The sequence below is a fragment of the Sphingobacterium puteale genome (assembly GCF_050986225.1).
Taxonomy (GTDB): Bacteria; Bacteroidota; Bacteroidia; order Sphingobacteriales; family Sphingobacteriaceae; genus Sphingobacterium; species Sphingobacterium puteale.
Genome location: NZ_CP158959.1, coordinates 42232 through 62725, shown reverse-complemented (window position 1 = coordinate 62725; position 20494 = coordinate 42232). Strand labels below are relative to the sequence as shown.

At 41.2% G+C, this 20494-nt stretch carries 13 protein-coding genes; 8 read left to right on the top strand and 5 right to left on the bottom strand.

The window, feature by feature from the left end:
- The first annotated feature begins 125 nt into the window (after nucleotides 1–125).
- The 7 genes from ABTV71_RS00315 (at nucleotide 126) to idi (ending at nucleotide 8632) form a co-directional block, all read left to right on the top strand.
- A complete protein-coding gene (locus tag ABTV71_RS00315; protein WP_433901858.1) occupies nucleotides 126–2810 on the top strand; it encodes a carboxypeptidase regulatory-like domain-containing protein in 2685 nt (894 codons plus the stop codon).
- A gap of 39 nt (nucleotides 2811–2849) precedes the next feature.
- Entirely contained in the window at nucleotides 2850–3623 is a 774-nt protein-coding gene (locus ABTV71_RS00310; protein WP_121125350.1) for an enoyl-CoA hydratase/isomerase family protein, read from the top strand.
- Nucleotides 3624–3634: 11 nt separating this feature from the next.
- Entirely contained in the window at nucleotides 3635–4318 is a 684-nt protein-coding gene (locus ABTV71_RS00305) for a hypothetical protein (protein ID WP_433901857.1), read from the top strand.
- A 34-nt stretch (nucleotides 4319–4352) separates the two neighbouring features.
- Nucleotides 4353–6089, top strand: coding sequence for a phospho-sugar mutase (locus ABTV71_RS00300; RefSeq protein WP_433901856.1), 1737 nt, complete (start codon nucleotides 4353–4355; stop codon nucleotides 6087–6089).
- Nucleotides 6090–6632 (top strand): NUDIX hydrolase, encoded by a 543-nt coding sequence (locus ABTV71_RS00295; RefSeq protein WP_433901855.1) that lies wholly within the window; start codon nucleotides 6090–6092, stop codon nucleotides 6630–6632.
- Between the two features lie 78 nt (nucleotides 6633–6710).
- Nucleotides 6711–8024, top strand: a complete 1314-nt coding sequence (locus ABTV71_RS00290; RefSeq protein ID WP_121125354.1) for a nicotinamide mononucleotide adenylyltransferase — start codon at nucleotides 6711–6713, stop codon at nucleotides 8022–8024.
- Between the two features lie 74 nt (nucleotides 8025–8098).
- Nucleotides 8099–8632 (top strand): isopentenyl-diphosphate Delta-isomerase, encoded by a 534-nt coding sequence (gene idi, locus ABTV71_RS00285; RefSeq protein ID WP_121125355.1) that lies wholly within the window; start codon nucleotides 8099–8101, stop codon nucleotides 8630–8632.
- Between the two features lie 167 nt (nucleotides 8633–8799).
- On the opposite strand, the gene ABTV71_RS00280 is transcribed toward idi, so the two are convergent.
- The 3 genes from ABTV71_RS00280 to gcvP all read right to left on the bottom strand — a co-directional run bounded on the left by ABTV71_RS00280 (nucleotide 8800) and on the right by gcvP (nucleotide 13608).
- Complete coding sequence (locus ABTV71_RS00280) at nucleotides 8800–9624, bottom strand: N-acetylmuramoyl-L-alanine amidase (RefSeq protein WP_121125356.1); 825 nt, start codon at nucleotides 9622–9624, stop codon at nucleotides 8800–8802.
- Between the two features lie 210 nt (nucleotides 9625–9834).
- On the bottom strand, nucleotides 9835–10494 hold the full coding sequence (locus tag ABTV71_RS00275) for a hypothetical protein (protein WP_121125357.1): 660 nt from the start codon (nucleotides 10492–10494) through the stop codon (nucleotides 9835–9837).
- Between the two features lie 240 nt (nucleotides 10495–10734).
- Nucleotides 10735–13608, bottom strand: coding sequence for an aminomethyl-transferring glycine dehydrogenase (gene gcvP, locus ABTV71_RS00270; RefSeq protein ID WP_433901854.1), 2874 nt, complete (start codon nucleotides 13606–13608; stop codon nucleotides 10735–10737).
- A gap of 541 nt (nucleotides 13609–14149) precedes the next feature.
- On the opposite strand from gcvP, the gene ctlX reads away from it, so the two are divergent.
- Nucleotides 14150–15103: a citrulline utilization hydrolase CtlX gene (gene ctlX / locus ABTV71_RS00265; RefSeq protein ID WP_121125359.1), complete on the top strand. Its 954-nt coding sequence runs from the start codon at nucleotides 14150–14152 to the stop codon at nucleotides 15101–15103.
- Nucleotides 15104–15302: 199 nt separating this feature from the next.
- Here the strand turns inward: ctlX and ABTV71_RS00260 are convergent, their stop codons facing one another.
- The gene (locus ABTV71_RS00260) at nucleotides 15303–18482 is read right to left on the bottom strand and encodes a carboxypeptidase regulatory-like domain-containing protein (RefSeq protein WP_433901853.1); all 3180 of its coding nucleotides are present in this window, start codon (nucleotides 18480–18482) and stop codon (nucleotides 15303–15305) included.
- Nucleotides 18483–18657: 175 nt separating this feature from the next.
- Nucleotides 18658–20247, bottom strand: coding sequence for a bacillithiol biosynthesis cysteine-adding enzyme BshC (gene bshC / locus ABTV71_RS00255; protein ID WP_121125361.1), 1590 nt, complete (start codon nucleotides 20245–20247; stop codon nucleotides 18658–18660).
- Between the last annotated feature and the right edge of the window lie 247 nt (nucleotides 20248–20494).

Here is a 20494-nt window from a genome sequence, read left to right as displayed (position 1 = left end):
TTCCAACTCAAAAGCGCCCCCATCCCAGTAATAGGAATTGCCAGATCTCTTTCATGCGATAATATTTTGATTTATAAGTTGATTAAAGGGAAAATATTTTCTAATTTTCAAGAAACATTAGTCATATGTATGCTCGCTTATTGTTGTTAATCAATTGCCTTCTGCTTCCCTTTCTGGCCTCCGCTCAAATTGATCAGACCATACAGAAATTGGAGACCTATCACGAAAGTCATGTTACGGAGAAAATTTATCTACACCTGGACAAAAATGACTATTCAGCGGGTGAAAATATCTGGTTCAAACTATATTGTACCACGGCGCCATTTAATTACTTGAGCAATATCAGCAAGATTGCGAATATCGAATTGATCTCGCCGACAAATAGCATCATCAAAAGCATTAAAATCCCTCTCACATTGGGCCTTGGCATCGGTGATTTTAGCCTATCGGACACACTCGTGGAAGGATCATACCGTATCAGAGCTTACACCCGCTGGATGCAAAACGATTCCGTCTCCAATTTCTATGAGCGGATTGTACCGGTTACCAATGGTCGGGCAGACAATGTCATTACTGAAAGTACTCTCCTTCAAAATGGAACTGAAAACCTCTTCCAGATCAACTTAAAGACAATTCAGGGCGCGCCGCTAATAAACAGCAGCGTGAGCTATACCTTCCAACAGGACGGCCTAAAAGAAAAGAAGGGGCGCTTAAAATCCAATGAAAATGGAACGATAGCTCTTGAGCTCAAAGATAATTTTAGGGGCGGAACATTATCCTTACAATTTTTATCATCAGATAAAAGACGGGTATTAAAGAATTTTACAATTCCAGATCCCAACCTACAGAACAGTATCCAGATTTTCCCTGAAAGTGGTGAGCTCGTAAACAATATTTTGAGCAAAACCGGGGTTAAAGTACTTACACCCGCCGGACTGGGCCTGAAGTCCAAAATCAAAATCGGAGAGGAAAACCAGGCTCCCATCATCGAATTTGAGACGAATGACCTCGGCATGGGCAGTATGCCGCTTATTTTAAGCACAGGAAAAAAATATATTGCCACGGCGGTATTCCCGGACGGGAATTCGGTGAGCAGCCCTCTGCCTCCGGTAGCTGCCTCAGGCTACGTACTCACTGTCAACTCGGGTTTAAAAGATAAAATCGCCGCCCAATTATCGGCGACAGATGACCTCGTAACAGGTAAAGAAGTCTACCTCATTGCACAATACAATGGACTTGTTTTACATGCTGTTAAACAAAAGTTAAACGGGCCGGAAATATTATTCAACATTCCCAAACAAGACCTTCCTTCGGGAGTAATCCAATTATCAGTACTGAATGAACAGCTGGTTCCGATCATCGAAAGGCTCGTATTTAGTTACAATGCGCCAAAAACAATGTTGCCAATAACCTTACAATTGAACAAGCCAACATTTAAAACACGGGATCAGGTAATCGCAAATCTTTCGGTTAAGGAAGGTAGCAGTGATACCTCAAAAATCGCCGCCCTCTCGGCTTCGGTAATCAATCTCAATAAAGCCGATTCTGCTACAGCGCAATATTATTCTTCAATTGTCTCCGAGCTCCTCTTAAAATCCGATCTCAGGGGCTTTATAGAACGTCCAAATTATTACTTTGAAGATCTCAACAATATCAAGTTCAATGAGCTTGACAACCTTATGCTGATCCAGGGCTGGCGTAAGCTAGATTGGAAAAATTACCTTAATACGACGAATAATGCGTACCTTCCGGAGAAGGGTCTCACGGTCTCGGGTACTGTTAAAAAAACCGGAAGAAAGGCAGTAGTTCCGAATGCAAAAGTTACTTTAGTCCCCACGAGCAATATGATGCTAAGTTTAGATACGCTAACAGATAATGAGGGTAGATTTACTTTTGATAACCTTTTTTTTGCGGATAGTATCAAGTTTATTGTCACCGGGAATGGTCAAAAAGAGAAGAATAGAGTCGATATTCTTGTTGACAATGCTTCTTCTCCTACAGTCAGGGAAAGTAAAGACAAACCTCTGATGCTGAATGATATCAACACCAAACTAATCAACCAGCTTAAAGATAATCAGCAATTCCTGGCCGAACTTGAAGCAGCAGGTATTATTCAAAAAAGCATCAAACTGGAAGAAGTTCAGGTCAACAGAGTCAGAGTCAATAAAGCAGATAAAAATTCAAGAAACCTCAATGGCCCAGGCAATGCAGATCAGGTGCTGACGGCTGAGGACCTGTCCACCTGTGTGACCCTGGAGCAATGCCTTGCGGGAAGACTAGTGGGAGTTATTTTCCGAAACGGAGTCCCTTACAGTACGCGATCGATGGGATTAAATGGAGGAAGCCCCATGCAGGTAGTGCTCGACGGCATGTATATTGAGCCTGACCAGATTAGTATGATCAACGTCCCGGATATCGCGAGTATCGAAGTCTTGAGAAGTGTCGGGAACACCGCTATTTATGGAATGTACGGCGGAAACGGTGTTTTGGTAATCACCAGTAAATCGGGCGATGCAATGTCATCCGCCTATACACCAACAGGAATAATAACCATTTTACCCAAAGGTTTGCATGTCAACCGCAACTTTTTCAAACCACAATATAACACCACACAAAAACAGGAACTTAAACGCGACCTAAGAACAACCATCGCCTGGGAACCAAATCTGGTAACAACTAAAAATGGAGAAGCCAAATTTGATTTCTACACTTCGGATGAACCCGGAACATATAAAATCACGATTGAAGGAGTTGACATGGAGGGAAAAATTGCACACCTAGAATATTTAATGGAAGTAAAACCACAATAGCAAGCCGAACAAACCGTTATAAATTTAAATAAACTCATTATGGAGCATATCAAAACCCAAGTAGAAGACCATATTTTAAGCATTTTTCTGGATCGCGGAAAGTCAAACGCCATCGATACGCTATTACTCAAAGAGCTGATAGAGACGTTGGAGATAAATCGGGAAAACGAAGCCGTTCACGGCGCAATTCTTATTGGTAAAGAAAACTTTTTCAGTGCGGGGCTTGATCTCATCACCTTATTTGGCTATAATGAGGATCAAATCAGGGAATTTTGGAATCTCTTTTTGGAGGCAACCTCGCTATTGGCGTCATTTCCAAAACCAATCGCAGCGGCCATATCCGGTCATAGTCCCGCCGGAGGCTGCGTATTTGCCCTATGCTGCGACTATAGGATCATGGCTGAAGGTAATTTCGTCATCGGGCTCAATGAAATACCCGTTGGATTGATTGTTCCCGAAAGTATTTTTCAACTGTATGCTTTCTGGATTGGAAGACACAACGCGTATCAAAATCTGCTTGAGGGAAAACTCTTAACTCCAGATGAGGCAAAATCGCAAGGTTTGGTAGATGATGTCGTTCCGGCAAACATGCTTTTTAATACCGCAGCAAAGAAAATAAAACAGATCACACAGTTTAATCAAAAGACCTGGCAGACCTCCAAACTGAACTTCAGAAAAGAAATAATTCTTAAATTGCGCGAGAATAGAGAAGAAACTATTCAGGAAATCCTTGTGCAATGGTGGCTGCCATCAACAAGGTCAATATTAAAGTCGATCATAGATAACTTGACTTCAAAAAATAGTACTAAATAAATAAAAACAACATGAGAAATCTCTTTTTCTTTGTTCTGATCTGTATCTCGATAGGTGTATTCTCCTGTAGAAACAATAAAAAGGAAGACAAGGCCGTAAAAATTGCCCAAGATTCTATCCCCTTAGATACGATAAGCAAACCCGACACACTCGAAAAGGAAGTCGAAAAAGAGGATACAGAAACATTAGAACAAGTTTTGGAAAAAATAGCCAAAGCATATATTGATCAAGACAGCAAAACAATCAATGACTATATACATCCCAAATTAGGTATCTATATTATCTATCGCCCGGGAGCACTGGACTCGTATGTGCACCAAAATAATTTTAGCTTTGCCAAACCGGTGCCGGAGTATCACTCATATGAAAAACTGAGCTACAAAGGACCTTTAAAAGCTGGAAAGCTTCCCGTTTTCGACTGCGGCACAATGAAATGGGATAAACTTGGTTTTTTTTATGACAAGAAATCGCGTCCAAATGAATTGTCACAAACAGCCAAATTTATGAATGAGATTTTAGACGCCAAAATTACACGTAACGAATTACGACGGTTAAGAAATATAGAAATCAGAAGTTATCGCGCGATAATGACCTCCAATGAAAGCGAAGAACCATTTGTTTTTCACGTTACAAAAGAAGGGGAAAAATGGTACATTACAGTTATTGATCGTGCATATGCGGGTTGCGACGCCTAAAATATTTTTTTACATTTAGCCATATTTAATGATAATGGGAAATTTAGATAAAGACATACAAAAGAAAATTGATGACTGGTTAACCTCAAGTTATGATGTGGAAACAAGAGGGGCGGTTCAGAAGTTAATAGATGATCAGGCAGAAACGGAACTGATTGATTCATTCTACAAGGATCTCGAGTTTGGAACTGGAGGATTAAGAGGAATAATGGGCGTTGGCTCTAATCGCATGAATAAATATACGATTGGAAAGGCGACACAGGGCTTATCGAACTATCTTAAAAAGCAGTTTCCTGATCAGGAAATCAAGGTAGCCGTAGCATACGATAGCCGTAACAACTCGCAATCGTTTGGCCACCTTGTCGCCCAGGTATTCGCTGCAAATGGAATCACGGTTTACCTCTTTGACGAATTACGTCCCACACCAATGTTGTCTTTTGCCATCCGTCATTTTGGTTGCCAAAGCGGCGTCATGTTAACGGCTTCACATAACCCGAAGGAATACAATGGTTATAAAGCCTATTGGAACGACGGCTCGCAATTGACTGCACCACATGATAAAAATGTGATCGATGAAGTCAATGCGATCACCTCGGTAAAGGATATCCAGTTTGAAGGAAATAACCAAAATATTATCCCTGTCGGTGAAGAAATTGACGAGATTTATATCAATGCCAATAAGTCATTGAGCATACACCCCGAGGCGGTGTTGGCGCAGAAGGATTTAAAAATAGTCTATTCTCCGATCCATGGCACAGGAATTACAATTGTCCCCAAAATGCTGGCATCGTGGGGTTTTGAAAACGTTACGGTAGTTACCGAGCAGGCGACACCGGATGGAAATTTCCCAACGGTGATCTATCCAAATCCGGAAGAGGAGGACGCAATGGCTTTGGCGAAGAAAAAAGGCGAAGAGATTGGCGCGGATCTCGTTTTGGCGACTGACCCCGATGCTGACCGTGTGGGAATCGCCGTTAAAAACAGCGGGGGCCAATTTCAGTTACTCAATGGTAATCAGATCGGCAGTTTGCTGATCTACTATGTATTGAGTGCAAAGAGTGACCTACAACAATTGGGACACAACCCATATATCGTTAAAACGATTGTAACCAGCAACCTTCAGGCGGATATTGCCGATCATTATCATGTAGCGCACTATGAAACCCTTACTGGCTTTAAATATATTGGCGAACTGATCACAAAATTAGGAGATTCGGCCCAATATCTAGCCGGTGGAGAGGAAAGTTATGGCTACCTCGTCGGTGACCTGGTCAGAGATAAAGACGCACCCAATTCATGTGCTTTCCTGGCTGAAATGACCGCATATTTTAAATCAAAAGGCAAGACTGTCTATGACGTATTATTGGAGATCTATCAGGAGTTTGGCTGCTATCAGGAAAAATTGATTTCCTTAACGAAAAAAGGAAAAGCCGGAGCCGAGGAAATTCAGGCCATGATGGCTGGGTTGCGTCAAAATTTACCGACGAAACTCGGAGGAATCGAAGTCAAGGAAATTCGGGACTATCAACTTTCCCAGGCGACTGACATGAAGACCGGAAATAAGAAAGAGATTACACTTCCAAAGTCGGACGTCTTGCAATTCATTACGACGGATGGTGACGTGATTTCGGCAAGACCTTCAGGTACGGAACCCAAAATCAAATTTTATTGCTCCGTTAAGGGAATACTTCAGGATAAAAAGGACTATCTGAATCTTCAACATATATTGGAAGAAAAAGTGGACCGCATGATGAAAGATATTGTTGGTTAAATGGAAAAATGGAAACTACTATCATCTGAATATATCTGCAAGGAGCCTTGGGCGACATTACGGCGCGATACATGCGAACTGCCCGATGGACGCATCAACGACCATTATTACGTGCTGGAATATCCAGATTGGGTCAATATGGTCGGGATTACGGCACAAAACGAGTTATTGGTAATCAGGCAATACCGTCACGGAGCAGGGATACTTTCTTTGGAAATTCCGGCTGGTACAATGGAGCCGGGTGAAAATCCCCAAGAAGCTGCTGTACGGGAAATGCTCGAAGAAACAGGGTATCAGTTTGAAAAAATCGAAGAGATAGCAACACTCTATGCCAACCCGGCAACAAGTGGTAATGTTACGTATACTTATCTCATGACAGGAGGACAGAAAGTTCAGGAACAGGAACTGGATGAACACGAGGAGATTGACGTTTTCCTTATACCGCTTAAGGAAGCAAAAGCCATGCTGCTGGAAAACAAATTTAGCCAAGCCCTGCATAGCAGTGCATTGTTCTATGCTTTTAATAAATTAGGCTTGTTTTAAGACAAGCCTAATTTTATTCTGTTTTTTCCTTTCATACTTTAATTTTCACTAGACTTTTGATTTTTGTACCTTTGTGCCATGGCAAGAGAAATTTTTGAAACCAAGCGAAAGGCCCTGAAGATAAATCTAAACCCCGAGATTTACGGAACCTTCGCTGAGATCGGTGCTGGACAGGAAGTCGCACGTAACTTTTTCAATGCAGGAGCTGCATCAGGTACAATTGCTAAAACAATGTCAGCTTATGACATGGCATTCAGCGATGCCATATACGGTGAAGAAGAAGACGGCAGATATGTCAGCAGAACTCGTTTACAGAAGATGCTTTCCCATGAATTTGACTTGCTGACCCAACGATTGCACGGCGATAAGTATTGCAATAAAAAATTCTTTGCCTTTGCGGACACTGTCACTACGCTGAATTTCACCAAAACAAATGAACCCCATGGATGGATTGGCCTCCGTTTTCAGCACGAGGTCGGCGGGCCTACAAACGATATTATTGTTCACATCAGACTCTTGGACAGCGACAATCAGCTGCAACAAAAGGTATTGGGCATTATCGGTGTGAATTTGTTGTTTGCAGCCTACTATTATGCAGAGGATGTGCAGACCATGATCGAATCCCTGGTCGATAACTTATCCATTGGGTCTGTCGAAATCGATCTGGTTAAGTTAAATGGTCCTCTTTTTGAAAATGTCAACCAGCGCTTGATTAATTTATATCTCATTGCCAAAGGCTTCGCTAAGGCTGCTATTTTCCAGCCCGATGGTAAAGCGGTACAGATCAAGGATTATTTATACAAAAAAAACATCATCTTACTTCGCACGAAATACCGTCAGAAATCACTTCCTAACTTCGACCTGTTTAACCTTGCCGTCGAACAGTTTAAGAAAAATACAGGGGCTACGGATAGTGACACCATTGTTTTGATCGAGGTTTTGATGGGGAATGTGCTAGAGGATACTCATGAAATTACGGATGAAGATCTACAAGAATTCGCATCAAGAGCGGATGAATTATGTGCGACAGGCAACAACATTATCGTCAGCAACTTCCGCAGAAATAATCATCTCGCTGAGTTTATAAGCAACTTTAAACCTAAGAATATCGGAATTGCAACAAACGTTTATAACTTAAAGAACATCTTTAATTCGGACAACTACAATAAAGAGCTGTACACCAATGAGCTATTATCGTATATTTCCGGCATGTTCAATAAAAACGTAAAGCTTTACGCTTATCCTTATCTATTGAAAAAGGAAAATAAAATCATCACCACTAAAAATATGCCCGTTTCCGAAGAGGCAAAACCTCTATTTGATTTCTTGATCAAGAACGGATATATCATTGATATTGAAAATTACGACGAGAAATTTGTAAAAACCGTATAATAACACGTCGTTAAAAATTAATTTATTATATAGTCCAATTTAGTTAAATTGGACTATATTTATTTCCAGTCCTTATGAAGCACGAAAATGTAATACTCGTTGATACTAATGATGCCGTGGTTGGCAGCATGGAAAAATTTGAAGCCCATCAAAAGGGCTTATTGCATCGGGCATTTAGTGTTTTTTTATTTAATGACCGGGATCAGCTTCTCCTACAGCAAAGGGCCCTGGATAAATACCATTGTGGCGGGCTTTGGACAAACAGCTGCTGTTCGCATCAACGCCTCGGAGAGAGCAATCTGGACGCTGCAACGAGACGCCTGACAGAAGAGCTCCGGATTGAGGCAACAGCGCTCTATGATGCCTTTTCATTTGTATACAGCGCCCGATTTGACAATGGCCTTACCGAACATGAATTTGATCATGTCCTGATTGGAAAATTCAGTGGAGAGCCTGATTTTAATCCGGCAGAAGTCGCCGCTGTACAGTATATGGGTCAACAGGAAATCGAGGACGAAATCACGCACTTCCCTGAAAAATTTACTCCTTGGTTCAAGCTAATCTATCAACGTGTATTTGAAACCTATGTAGAGAAATACAAAAAATAAGATTCAAAAAGGCCTACGGCGAAAAAGTATGCCGAAGCCTTTCCCCTTCCTATCGTGGCTAAAATTAACAACGCTATAATAAAAGCGCTATGAGCTGTCGATTCTGAAAATAAAAAGGAGCAATTCCTTCACAAATTGCTCCTTTCAAGTTTATATCGTTGTCCTCCCTAGAGATACTTCTTATAGATAGAATACATAATCTTTAAATCGTTTTCCCCTAAAAATGCCGTATTCACATCTTGTTGGATATAATGGAGTTTAAAAGCTTTTATTGCCGCATCCAGATTACTGACATCATAACCAATGATACGTAACGCCATTTTCGGATTGAAGTCAATAGGAGGTGTTTCCAAAAATTCTTCGTACCAATAGCCAAAGCCCTGATCGGCCAGCTTTTTCCAAGGGAATCGTGACGGATCATTTTTACGTGTAGGGGCAAGATCCATATGGCCAATGAAATTTGCCTGTGGAATCTTATAGGTATTTTTTAAATAAGTCAATAGTTGTATCAACGCATTTACCTGCGCATCCGTCCAGGGATCTGTTGTCCCATTATTATCCAGTTCAATACCTATGGACGAAGAATTCAGGTCGGTATCATTTCCCCATTTCCCCAGACCGGCATGATGCGCACGGTACAGATCATTCACCATCTGCACAACCTTACCGTCCCTACCAACAACATAATGTGAACTTACGCCTGCTTTTGCAGAATGAAAGGTACGAATGGTCTGCCCCAGAGAATCCTGAGCAGTGTGATGAATAACCACAAAATTAGGCTTTCGGACACCAAAATTGATGGAGGCAATCCACTGCTGATCTTTCACATTTACTTTTTCCAGCTGCCCGGATACAGGAGACTGACGATATAAATTAGAAAACTCCTTCGCTTGATTCTTATATACTTTCTCGGTCTTCGCATATTTATTGCCCGCACAGGATGTAATCAATGCCGCAGCAATAAAGAGATTGGATACTGATGTTATCTTCATATCGAAATGTTTCAACACAAATATACTTCCAAAATACCATATCAGGGCGATTGTAGCTTAAATTGATACAATATTCTTCCGTTTCTGCGGCGCTTTTCATGAAATCATTCCTTATTCACAGGCCCGATTGTTTTCTAACATCAGCTGATCATCAAAAAAGTCCAGACGGAACATCTGGACTTTTTGAGATCGTTATAAGGTATTGATATTTTATTTTAAAGCGCTTACATTCAATTTACCCATAAATGCCTTTAGCTCATCCAAACTATACCCATTTCCTCTTAATGTGATTAAATAACGGTCTTTTTCAAGATAACTGATTTCAGAACTCTTTGGTGTTGAACCTTCCACACCTTTGTTATCGGTAGTTTTTGCCCGCTTACCTTCAAAATCACCTGTTTTTTCTACTTCCGTATCAGTAATATTTTCTGAATCAACCATAAAACCCATCTGTGCGAGACTAACAATAGCAGAAGCCGTCTCACCAGCGCCATCAATAATGCTTATTTTAATATCCTTTTGATCATCGACGGTATATGTTGCATCCCCAGAAATGACACTGACCCCATACATAGAACCCGCAGAATAAGATGTTCTTTTCAAGCCGTCTAAACTTTCTGGAAGAAATGCTTTTAACTCCTCCGAACTCAATGGTTTTTCAGATTTTAGCTTGGCCTGGAGTTCCTCCATTTTCTTTGCTCCGTCAGTCAGGTTATCTAGATTAGACACCCCCTTAACCACATCCGAGATTCCCGTACTTGTTTCATTTTCATCCGCCGAACCATCCTTGGATTCGTTACGGTTTCCGCAACCTGCGATCAAAATAGCCGCGCTCAATAAGAGAGACATTACGCTCAATTGTCTTTTCATGATTATCAGTTTTTTTTAGATAAAACGTTAGAAAGATAAAAAAATGATTTAATAGGCACAACTATTAAAATATAGCAGTAAAATAGTCTGATCCGTTCTTCTCCAACTTATCCCCAATTCGTCTTCCACTAAAAGTCAATACATTTTGGACAACAATATAATGGCTTTCTCTAAATTCTCAGTAAAAATAGAAGCCTCCGTAATACGGAGGCTCTATTTTTATATTATTTTCGAAGCCAATTATGCTTCGGCATATTCCTCGATCGAAGGACATGAGCAGATCAATGTACGGTCTCCCTGAGAGTCGTTTACACGGCCTACAGAAGGCCAGAACTTACGATCTCTCACGTATTCCAACGGATAAGCAGCCGTTTGACGACTGTAAGGTCTATCCCACTCATCTGCGGTAACTACTGCCGCTGTATGCGGAGCATGCTTCAAAACGTTATTTGTTTGTTCAGCTTCTCCAGCCTCCACTGCAGCAATTTCCTGACGAATAGCAACTAATGCATCACAGAAACGATCTAATTCCGCTTTTGATTCAGACTCCGTCGGCTCGACCATCAATGTGCCTGCAACAGGGAAAGAAACTGTTGGCGCATGGAAACCATAGTCCATCAAACGTTTCGCGATATCAGCAACTTCGATACCTACATTTTTGAAACCCCGGCAATCCAAGATCATCTCATGCGCACAACGGCCATTGCTACCAGAATAAAGTACTGGATAAGCATTTTCCAAACGCGCCTTAATATAATTTGCATTTAATATTGCTGTCCGTGTCGCATTGGTCAAGCCTTCACCACCCATCATCGAAATATAAGCGTGGGAGATAATCAAGATTGATGCTGAGCCAAATGGTGCCGCCGAAACAGCTGTAATTCCTTCTTCTCCTGAAGTAGAAACAACTTGATGGTTTGGCAAGAAAGGCACCAAGTGTTTAGCAACACCGATCGGCCCCATACCCGGGCCACCGCCACCATGTGGAATACAGAATGTTTTATGCAAGTTCAAGTGACAAACGTCAGCACCAATATGCCCCGGACTAGTCAAACCTACCTGTGCGTTCATATTTGCTCCGTCCATGTATACCTGACCGCCATTGGCATGAATGATTTCACAAACTTCAATGATTGATTCCTCAAATACACCATGCGTAGACGGATAAGTCACCATTAAAGAGTTCAGATGAGCAGCATGCTCTTCCGCTTTTGCTCTTAAATCTGGGATATCAATATTTCCAAGTTCATCACATTTTACCACGACCACTTTCAAACCAGCCATTGAAGCCGATGCAGGGTTAGTACCGTGTGCAGAAGCTGGAATCAAACAGATGTTACGACCATGATCGCCACGGCTCTCGTGATAAGCACGGATAACCATTAGCCCCGCGTATTCACCCTGTGCTCCTGAATTTGGCTGGAAGCTCATTTTAGCAAAACCTGTGATCTCTGACAACCAATCGTTCAATTCTCCGATCATCTGCATATAACCTGAAGTTTGGTCTGCTGGTGCAAATGGATGTAATCCACCAAATCGCGCCCAGGTAACAGGGGTCATTTCAGCTGTGGCATTTAATTTCATTGTACATGAACCCAATGGGATCATCGAATGGCAAAGCGATAGATCTTTTGCTTCCAATGATTTAATATAGCGTAACATTTCATGTTCAGAATGGTAGCTATTAAAGTTTGGATGAGTTAAGTACGCTGAGGTACGAACCAATTCAGCAGGGATCGAAGAACTTAAGTTTTCTTCTAAGGTATCGAAATCCACATCGTTCAATGTCTTGCCCTGAATTTTTGCAAACACTTTTACGATCGTTTTGATATCCTCATATGTTGTTGTTTCATCGATAGCGATAGAAACTTGTGAACCGTTGTAGTAGAAGTTCAATTCGTTGTTCAACGCTTCAGATTTTAATGCGCCCGCATGTGCACCTAAATCCACACGTAGGGTATCAAAGTAAGCGGTATTCAATTGGGCATAACCCAATGATTGTAAAGCCTGATCCAATAAATTTGCTAAAGCATTGATACGGGATGCAATATTTTTGATTCCTTCGGGGCCATGGTAAACAGCGTAGAAAGAGGCCATAATAGCCAATAAAGCTTGCGCTGTACAGATATTCGAAGATGCTTTATCACGACGGATATGTTGCTCACGAGTTTGTAAAGCCATACGTAAAGCATACTTTCCATTCGAATCAGAAGTTACACCAATGATACGTCCGGGGATATTGCGTTTGAAGCTATCACGCGTCGCGAAGTATGCGGCATGAGGTCCTCCGAATCCCATTGGTACACCAAAACGTTGTGAGTTACCGACAACAACATCTGCCCCCCATTCTCCCGGAGGAGTCAACAGCGCCAAGCTCATTAGATCGGCAGCAGCACATACCGTAATGTTTTTACCGTGTGCAGCCTCAGCAAATGATTTGTAATCAACGATTGAACCGTCTGCCGCGGGATATTGCACAAATGCTGCAAAAACATCATCTGTCAATTCCGATTCTTGAATAGCAGTGATTTTTAGCTCGATACCGAAAGACAGGGCACGCGTTTTCAATACATCTATTGTCTGTGGATACGCATTTTCAGAAACCAAGAATACATTGGCATCTTTGTTTTTACGCGCTGAGTAAAGCATAAACATCGCTTCAGCCGCAGCCGTGGCTTCATCCAATAATGAAGCGTTTGCAATTTCCAATCCAGTAAAATCAGAAATAACGGTCTGGAAGTTTAACAGTGCCTGTAAACGACCTTGTGCAATTTCCGCCTGGTAAGGAGTATATTGCGTATACCATCCCGGATTTTCAAACACATTGCGTTGAATTACACCCGGAAGGATCACGTCATAGTATCCTTGACCAATAAAAGATTTAAAAACTTTATTTTTTTCTGCAATTTCCGCTATCCGCTTTAAATAGGCAACCTCAGACAATGCTTTTGGAAGATTTAAAGGTTTTGGCGCACGGATTTGAGAAGGGACCGTTTGGTCGATTAGCTGGTCAATTGACGTTACGCCCAATTTGGCCAACATTTCATTCGCTTCAACTGGACTTGGGCCATTGTGGCGACTTTCGAATTTTTCTTGGAAGTGTATATTGCTCATGTGTGCAAAAAGTTAACGCTTATAGACAGTTAGCGACATAATAATTAGGTAATTAACTCTCTTATAAACAGTCGTTTTTTGGATGAGCAAAGATAGCAAAATAAATGACTGAAAACGAAGCAAAAAAGTGTATAAAAAGTCAGTTTTAACAACGCGCAGATATGCAATCGATTGTCCTATATGCATTAAAATTCAAATAAAAACAAACAACCAAAGTTCATGTTGAAAATATACCAACCAAATCAAAGATAACTTAACAGAATAATAAAAAATGAAAGATTATGCTGCTATTTTTCAACCGCCATTTTTTCTTTTTGAAGATATTCTTTTTGCAATGGCGCTGATTTTTCAATACATTAGTATAAGTACCAATTGTAAAGTGATTTCTGACACTGTTCAATGATTCAAAGGGATTTCACAATATTACAGCATCGCTGAAAAATCGAAAAGAGAAATCGGGCTTTTACTGCAATGGGACTCTAAAAATAAGCATATCATTCTTTTTAACAAATATAAACCAGGGAAGTAACGATTATAAATCATGAGAAAACAGGTAACAGACAGTGTACTCCTAGTGAGACCCTCTGTCTTCCGCAAAAATGAGCAGACCGCAGTCAATAATTTTTTCCAAAAGGACATTGAAAACTTAAGCGGTGAAGATGTAAATAGGGAGGCACAAAGTGAATTTGATGCCCTTGTCAATGAATTAAAATCACACGGCATTTTAGTGACGGTCATTCAGGACGATGAAAAATCGGAAAGCCCGGACAGCATATTTCCGAACAATATCGTCTCTTTTCATCAGGACGGAAAAATTATCTTTTATCCGATGTTTGCCCCCAACCGTCGAAAAGAGCATTTATTGGACTTTGAGGGCCCATTGAAACAAAACGGTTACTATGTAAAGTTGATTAAAGACTTAAGCGAGGCCGAAAATAACAGACAATATTTAGAAGGGACCGGGGCCCTTGTATTGGACCGAACACACCGGATTGCCTATTGTGCACTGTCGGAACGTGCAGACCGCAGCATGTTGGACGAATACTGCAGAACGGAAAATTACACTCCGATCGTCTTTCATGCATTTCAGACAGTCAATGGCGAACGCAGACCTATCTATCATACCAATGTGGTATTGGCCGTGGGAGAAGATTTTGCAATCTTATGTCCGGCTGCGATAGATAATCAATCCGAACGGGAAGGGTTGTTAAAGAAACTAAAAGAGACCGGAAAAGAAATCATCGAGATCAACGAAAACCAACTGGAAAATTTTGCGGCAAACTGCCTTCAGGTCAGAAATAAATATGGAAACCGTTTTATAGTATTAAGCGATAAAGCATTATCCTCATTGACCCTTTATCAAACGGCACAATTGGAAAAACATGGAAAAATCATCCATCAGGATTTACATGTTATCGAAACCTGTGGCGGAGGTAGTGTCCGCCATATGATGGCGGAAGTATTCCTTCCAAAAGAAAAAGTGATGAATGCTTAAGGCATTCATCACTTTTTGAGACTCAAACTCCATCAGCATGCAGCTATTGAACCTTCTTTAGTTACTAATTTGTTGGATCTTTCTTGTATCTGAACCAGGTATTACATCAGACTTTTGCCTCTTTATTGTTATTTTTTGATTCAATTTCAAAAGGACACGGCTATTTAGTCAGATCGCCGTGTCCTGCTTTTCTAAATGTTTAGAAAGAATAACGTAAGCCCAGCTGGAATTGGTATGGGTTGCCGGAGGGGGTAACGATACCTGAATTGTTTACATTGTAATTGAACTGCTGCTTGGCAACATCAAAAGGGATCAGCTTTTCCCCAGCAGCATCTTTCCCGCCTAACGCATACAGATTTTGATTGCCTAGAGACTCATTTATGCCCCAAGTTTTCTTAAATAAGTTGGCAACGTTGAAAAGATCACCCGATATTTCCAATGCGTGGTTCTTATATAAATTGAATTTTTTGGCAATTCGTAAGTCGATCAAACCATAAAAACCATTCACCCCACCATTACGTTCTGCTATTTTACCCTGATATTTCTTGATATAATCTTTAAGACTCTGACTCGCTTCCGGGTTATTCAACAGATTATTCAACCCGGTGACCAGCTGCTTTGAAGTGTTCGGATTATTCGGGTCAAAGATAAAGGCCAAATCATTGTCCCCGGCGACAAAGTCTCCATTGATGTTACCGCCTGCGAGTAAACTATACCGTGTCCCGCCGATACCCGAGTAGCGAACGCCGACACTAACCCCGTAAAATGTTGGCAAAGTTCCGTAAATAACAATCTTATTGCGGAATTGATTGTTCGAATAGCTCATTTTGCTCAAATCGCGAGGATCATCTTTCACAGCTAAGGATAAGGTAGCCGTATTGGCCACATTCCCGTTGAAGGATGTATTGTCTTTCGCATCGTTCCAGGTATAACTAACCGAGATCGTTCCATCCTTGTAATACTGATAACTTGCATCGAATACGACAGCAAACTGATTGACTTTGCCCTCAGAATTCAATTCCAAAACCCGGCCAAATTTATCTGAAATCCGTCCTTTTTTCCAGTCAGGAGCTCCATCAACGATGGATCCCGCAGGAACGAATACGCCTCTATTATCTTCATTTGCCAGTCTAAAGAAAGGATCTTTCACCATATTACGATCGACATACATATAATTATTACGTCCCAAATTCATATATCCTGAAAGACTCGCTTTTAGCTTCTCCGTAAAAAAGTGGGTGTAGGAAATATTTGCTTTATACACGACCGGGATTTTGGCATCGGGACCATAAGTATTGATGGTCGGGACCTGAAACTGGGCTAAAGTGGGTGTGGATGATGGATCCTTTCTGTAGTCGACAAAATTTGGTGTAGGTACATCCGCACCGCGAACATCAACAGTAGCAAAATGCTTCCCATCGAAAGTAAGGTTATTGATCGTCATATAATTATTGATATCCGATGCAAATATACCTCCCCCCACTCGAAAGAAATCTTTTCTTTCTTCGTTCACATCCCAGGTCATTTGGAAACGCGGTTGTACCACAAAAGACTTGAGTTTATGATCTGTACGGACACCGACTTCTCTTAGCAATTCTTCATTCAGAGGAGAGGTAGGATAATGTCCGTAATCCAATCGTAAGCCGGCGACCAGGTCCAATCCCTGCGCTAGCTTGGTTTGCAATTGTCCATACACACCGGCATTGAATATCTTACCGACCACAGCCGGATCACTCACCAAAGGAACTTCACGATAGTAAGCATACGGCTTCATGTCGTCAAAGTTCTGCATAGCCGTTTTTCCATCACTTGGTCTAAAGTGGAAGCGCCCATTGACCTCACTCCCGTAAATGGAATTGGCATGGGTATACATCAGATCCACACCAAAGGTGTAATTGATGTTGTCGGTGCTGTAATAGATATTGTCGACAAGCTGAAATACATTATTTTTAAAAGATTCCTGCGCAAAACGATGTCCCCCCAATTGCAATGTGGTCTTTTTATCTTCCCCGGCAACTTTGGAGATCGCATCTTCTACAATTGCACGTGGAATATTCTGACCCGGTAAAAGGTCTCCCGGACTACTTTTCTGATAAGTATAAAGATGTTGTACTTTTAACTCATTGGTTACCCTCGGGGAAATGGTGGTACGCAAAGTAGCCAGTAGGCTGTTGTCAATATTCTTGTCATTTCCGTAAGATTCATACAAAGTAATTGGCTTGTTGTCTTGTAGCCCAAGCTTATTGTTGTCACTTGTAAAGTTATTACGGATTGTCAATAAGTTATTATCATTGATTTGCCAGTCAATACGCCCAAAGATCGCATCGGAGCCTCTTTTCTTGTCAAAGGCACCATATTGGCGTTCGTTCCCCAATCCGTACTTTTTCCGCCCAATATTGACAAATTCATCCAATGTCGCGTTTGTAACATTAAACCTTTTTTCATCGGCTTCAGAGTTGATATCAGCAATAATCAAGGGACGGGAGTCTTGCTGATGATCCCAGGCAACAAAGTAATGGAGCTTGTCTTTTATAATGGGACCACCCAAAGTAAAGCCATACTGATAAGTGGAAAAATCGTTGCTGCGTTTGTTTCCCCGAATATCGTATGGACTTGACAACCAGTCTGCTCGCGAATATAACCATGCACTACCCTGTGTCTTATTTGTTCCTTGTTTTGTCACTGCACTGACCGTCCCCCCTCCGGCTCTCCCATAAGTCACATCATATTGGTTGGTCACGACTTTAAACTCCCGGACTGCTTCAATAGAGATCGAGAAAGGAGCGCCACTCCGACTTGTTGTCGAACCTGCTGAAGTCGGGTTCTTCGCATTCATCCCGTCTATCGTAAAATTGGTAGAAGACCCGAGCTGACCACCGATATTATCGCCTTTGCTTAATGGAGACAGATCCATTAAAGAGGTAAAGTTACGGCCATTGACGGGTAATTTCGCAATATCCCGGGCTGTAACCGCTGTTGCAGCGCCCAAGTTCTCTATTTTATTCTTGAGGGTGCTTACACCAGTCAACTCAACTGTTTCCAGTACATTTGAAGCATTCTGAATCGGAATATCTAACCGGATCATATCCCCTTGGTTTAACGTAAAGCCTGAACGGATCTGCTCACCGTAACCGATATAAGTCACTTTAATGATGTACGGACCTCCCAATGGAAGCTCCTTGAAATTGAAATCACCATTGGCATTGGTCGATGTTTTGGTGGTAAAACCTGTCGATTCGTTACGAACCTCTACTGAAGCTCCATGAACCCTTTTGTTATTCTCGTCTGTAATTTTCCCGGAAAATCCTGCCTGGGTTGTTTGCGCATACAAACCTGTTCCTATCGCAATGGCACAAGTCGTAAGTAATATTTCTTTCATTTAGTTGTTGGTTGTGATATGGCATCAAAACTACTTCGACAGTATTAACAGAAGCTAAATGAAATATTATGAAATTATAAACAAAACATCACAAAGCAATTTAAGGAAAAATAACGAAGCAAAAAGCAAAGACAAGAGGGAATTAATCATAAAAAAAGTCAGTGAAACACTGACTTTAATATAAGATTGTAAATTTAAAATCCAGGGGATTAAAGTATTTATAAAGATCTCTAAAGAGGTTATCACCATATTTTACATACAACAGGGCGAAGTTTTCCGATCGCTCCTGTAGCCCCCCTCCGGGAAAGAGCTTTTCTTTTACATTGTCTATATCTGCCAATGCATGCTGATGGTTTCGTTTTTCTGCTTTCATCAGCTTTTTTTCCAGGTTATTCATCGCCTTTTTCAAGCGAGCCTTTATCGCCTCCGTACTGGGTCCCAGACTCGGATCGATTTTGTGCGTGCGCAATTTTATTTTTCCAAAGATCGCATTCAGTTCCATCCATTCATCATTAAGGTTTAATCTCTCTTTGGTATGACGACGTACATACTCCTTCTTCAAAACCTCTGCTGGCCGGAAGATGCTTTTGAAGGTTAGATCAACACGAAAAAGCTTCGCGGCCACATTATCGTCGGTAATCATTGCTGAATTTCGCGGAATCAGGATGGGGAAGTCTATTTGGTACTGATCAAAATTAGATTTCAGTTGCATCCAATAGACCATTTCAGCTCCACCGCCGATATAGGCTAAATTAGGAAGGATAATTTCCTGATACATCGGACGCATCACCACATTTGGACTAAAACGCTCAGGATGGGCATCTATTTCTTTTTCCAGCTCTTCCTTGGTAAAATATATATTTTGATGCAGAACCTCATATCGGCCGTCTGCAGTCAGCACCAAGCGTTCTCTAAATTCATCGGTCAGATAGAAGAAATTGATCTCCCGCGCATGTACCTGTGTAGAAAACCCGTTTGCTTCCAGTTCTTTCGATCTATCCGTGATCGCTTTAAAGCTATTTTCGGATAAAATATCCGTTTTGATAATCGGTTTAAATAACTCCTTCAGTGCTTTATCATCTGCATCAATAATCAAAAGACCATAGGCTTTAAAAAGTTCGTTTACCATATAGCGTGTTGCGTCAGCCAACCTCGAGTGCTTAAGGTATGCTTGCTCCACAATATCCGTGAGCTTAGCAGAATTGTCAGAAAGACCAAGAATATTAGTGTATTGCTTTACTGCATCGACAATTGAAGCTGTATCCATACGTCCTGTCGCCGACACCGGTGGTGTCTCCCAGGCAATTTTCTTTCCGTAGACTTTTGTATGATTAATTTCTTCAAAATCATGATCCTCAGTTGCCATCCAATATACCGGGATAAAATTTTTGTCCGGATGTTTGGCATGTAAGTCTTCGGATAGACGTATTGCCGTCATGATCTTAAATATAAAGTACAAAGGCCCTGTAAAGATATTCAGTTGGTGGCCCGTGGTAATCGTATAGGTATTCTCCTGCAACAATAAATCTATATTTTCGGCAACGGCGGGAGACCCCTGCAACAATGTCGCATATTGAGCTTTTAGGCGCTCCACGAGAATGGCACGGTGGTCAAAATGTTTTTTTTCGTGCAATTGCTTTTCAAAACCGTCAAATGTAGGCCAGTGTCCAACAAACGGTTTCAGCGTCTCGTCATGAGCCAGATAGGCCAACAATGTTTTGGAGAAACTATTTGTCTCACTATATTCGATATAAGTTGCTTTCATATATGCTTATTGTACGATATACAAATGTATTTAGTTTGAGCGGACAAAATACTGATTTTTAATAAAAAGCCCATTCCACTTTTAAATTATATCATTCTATTGACAAATGTCCAAATAAAACCTTCATACTTTCACAGACACCAACAGCGACATAAATCCACAGAAGTTCTTTCCCGACGGTTCAAAAAAAGAGCCTCCCTTGTATTTCGGGAGGCTCTTCCGTATATTCTTAATGACCTTCATCGGT

Coding starts and splice junctions, on each gene's coding strand:
- ABTV71_RS00315 (WP_433901858.1), top strand. CDS start 126: ATGTATGCTCGCTTATTGTTGTTAATCAATTGCCTTCTGCTTCCCTTT.
- ABTV71_RS00310 (WP_121125350.1), top strand. CDS start 2,850: ATGGAGCATATCAAAACCCAAGTAGAAGACCATATTTTAAGCATTTTT.
- ABTV71_RS00305 (WP_433901857.1), top strand. CDS start 3,635: ATGAGAAATCTCTTTTTCTTTGTTCTGATCTGTATCTCGATAGGTGTA.
- ABTV71_RS00300 (WP_433901856.1), top strand. CDS start 4,353: ATGGGAAATTTAGATAAAGACATACAAAAGAAAATTGATGACTGGTTA.
- ABTV71_RS00295 (WP_433901855.1), top strand. CDS start 6,090: ATGGAAAAATGGAAACTACTATCATCTGAATATATCTGCAAGGAGCCT.
- ABTV71_RS00290 (WP_121125354.1), top strand. CDS start 6,711: ATGGCAAGAGAAATTTTTGAAACCAAGCGAAAGGCCCTGAAGATAAAT.
- idi (WP_121125355.1), top strand. CDS start 8,099: ATGAAGCACGAAAATGTAATACTCGTTGATACTAATGATGCCGTGGTT.
- ABTV71_RS00280 (WP_121125356.1), bottom strand. CDS start 9,624: ATGAAGATAACATCAGTATCCAATCTCTTTATTGCTGCGGCATTGATT.
- ABTV71_RS00275 (WP_121125357.1), bottom strand. CDS start 10,494: ATGAAAAGACAATTGAGCGTAATGTCTCTCTTATTGAGCGCGGCTATT.
- gcvP (WP_433901854.1), bottom strand. CDS start 13,608: ATGAGCAATATACACTTCCAAGAAAAATTCGAAAGTCGCCACAATGGC.
- ctlX (WP_121125359.1), top strand. CDS start 14,150: ATGAGAAAACAGGTAACAGACAGTGTACTCCTAGTGAGACCCTCTGTC.
- ABTV71_RS00260 (WP_433901853.1), bottom strand. CDS start 18,482: ATGAAAGAAATATTACTTACGACTTGTGCCATTGCGATAGGAACAGGT.
- bshC (WP_121125361.1), bottom strand. CDS start 20,247: ATGAAAGCAACTTATATCGAATATAGTGAGACAAATAGTTTCTCCAAA.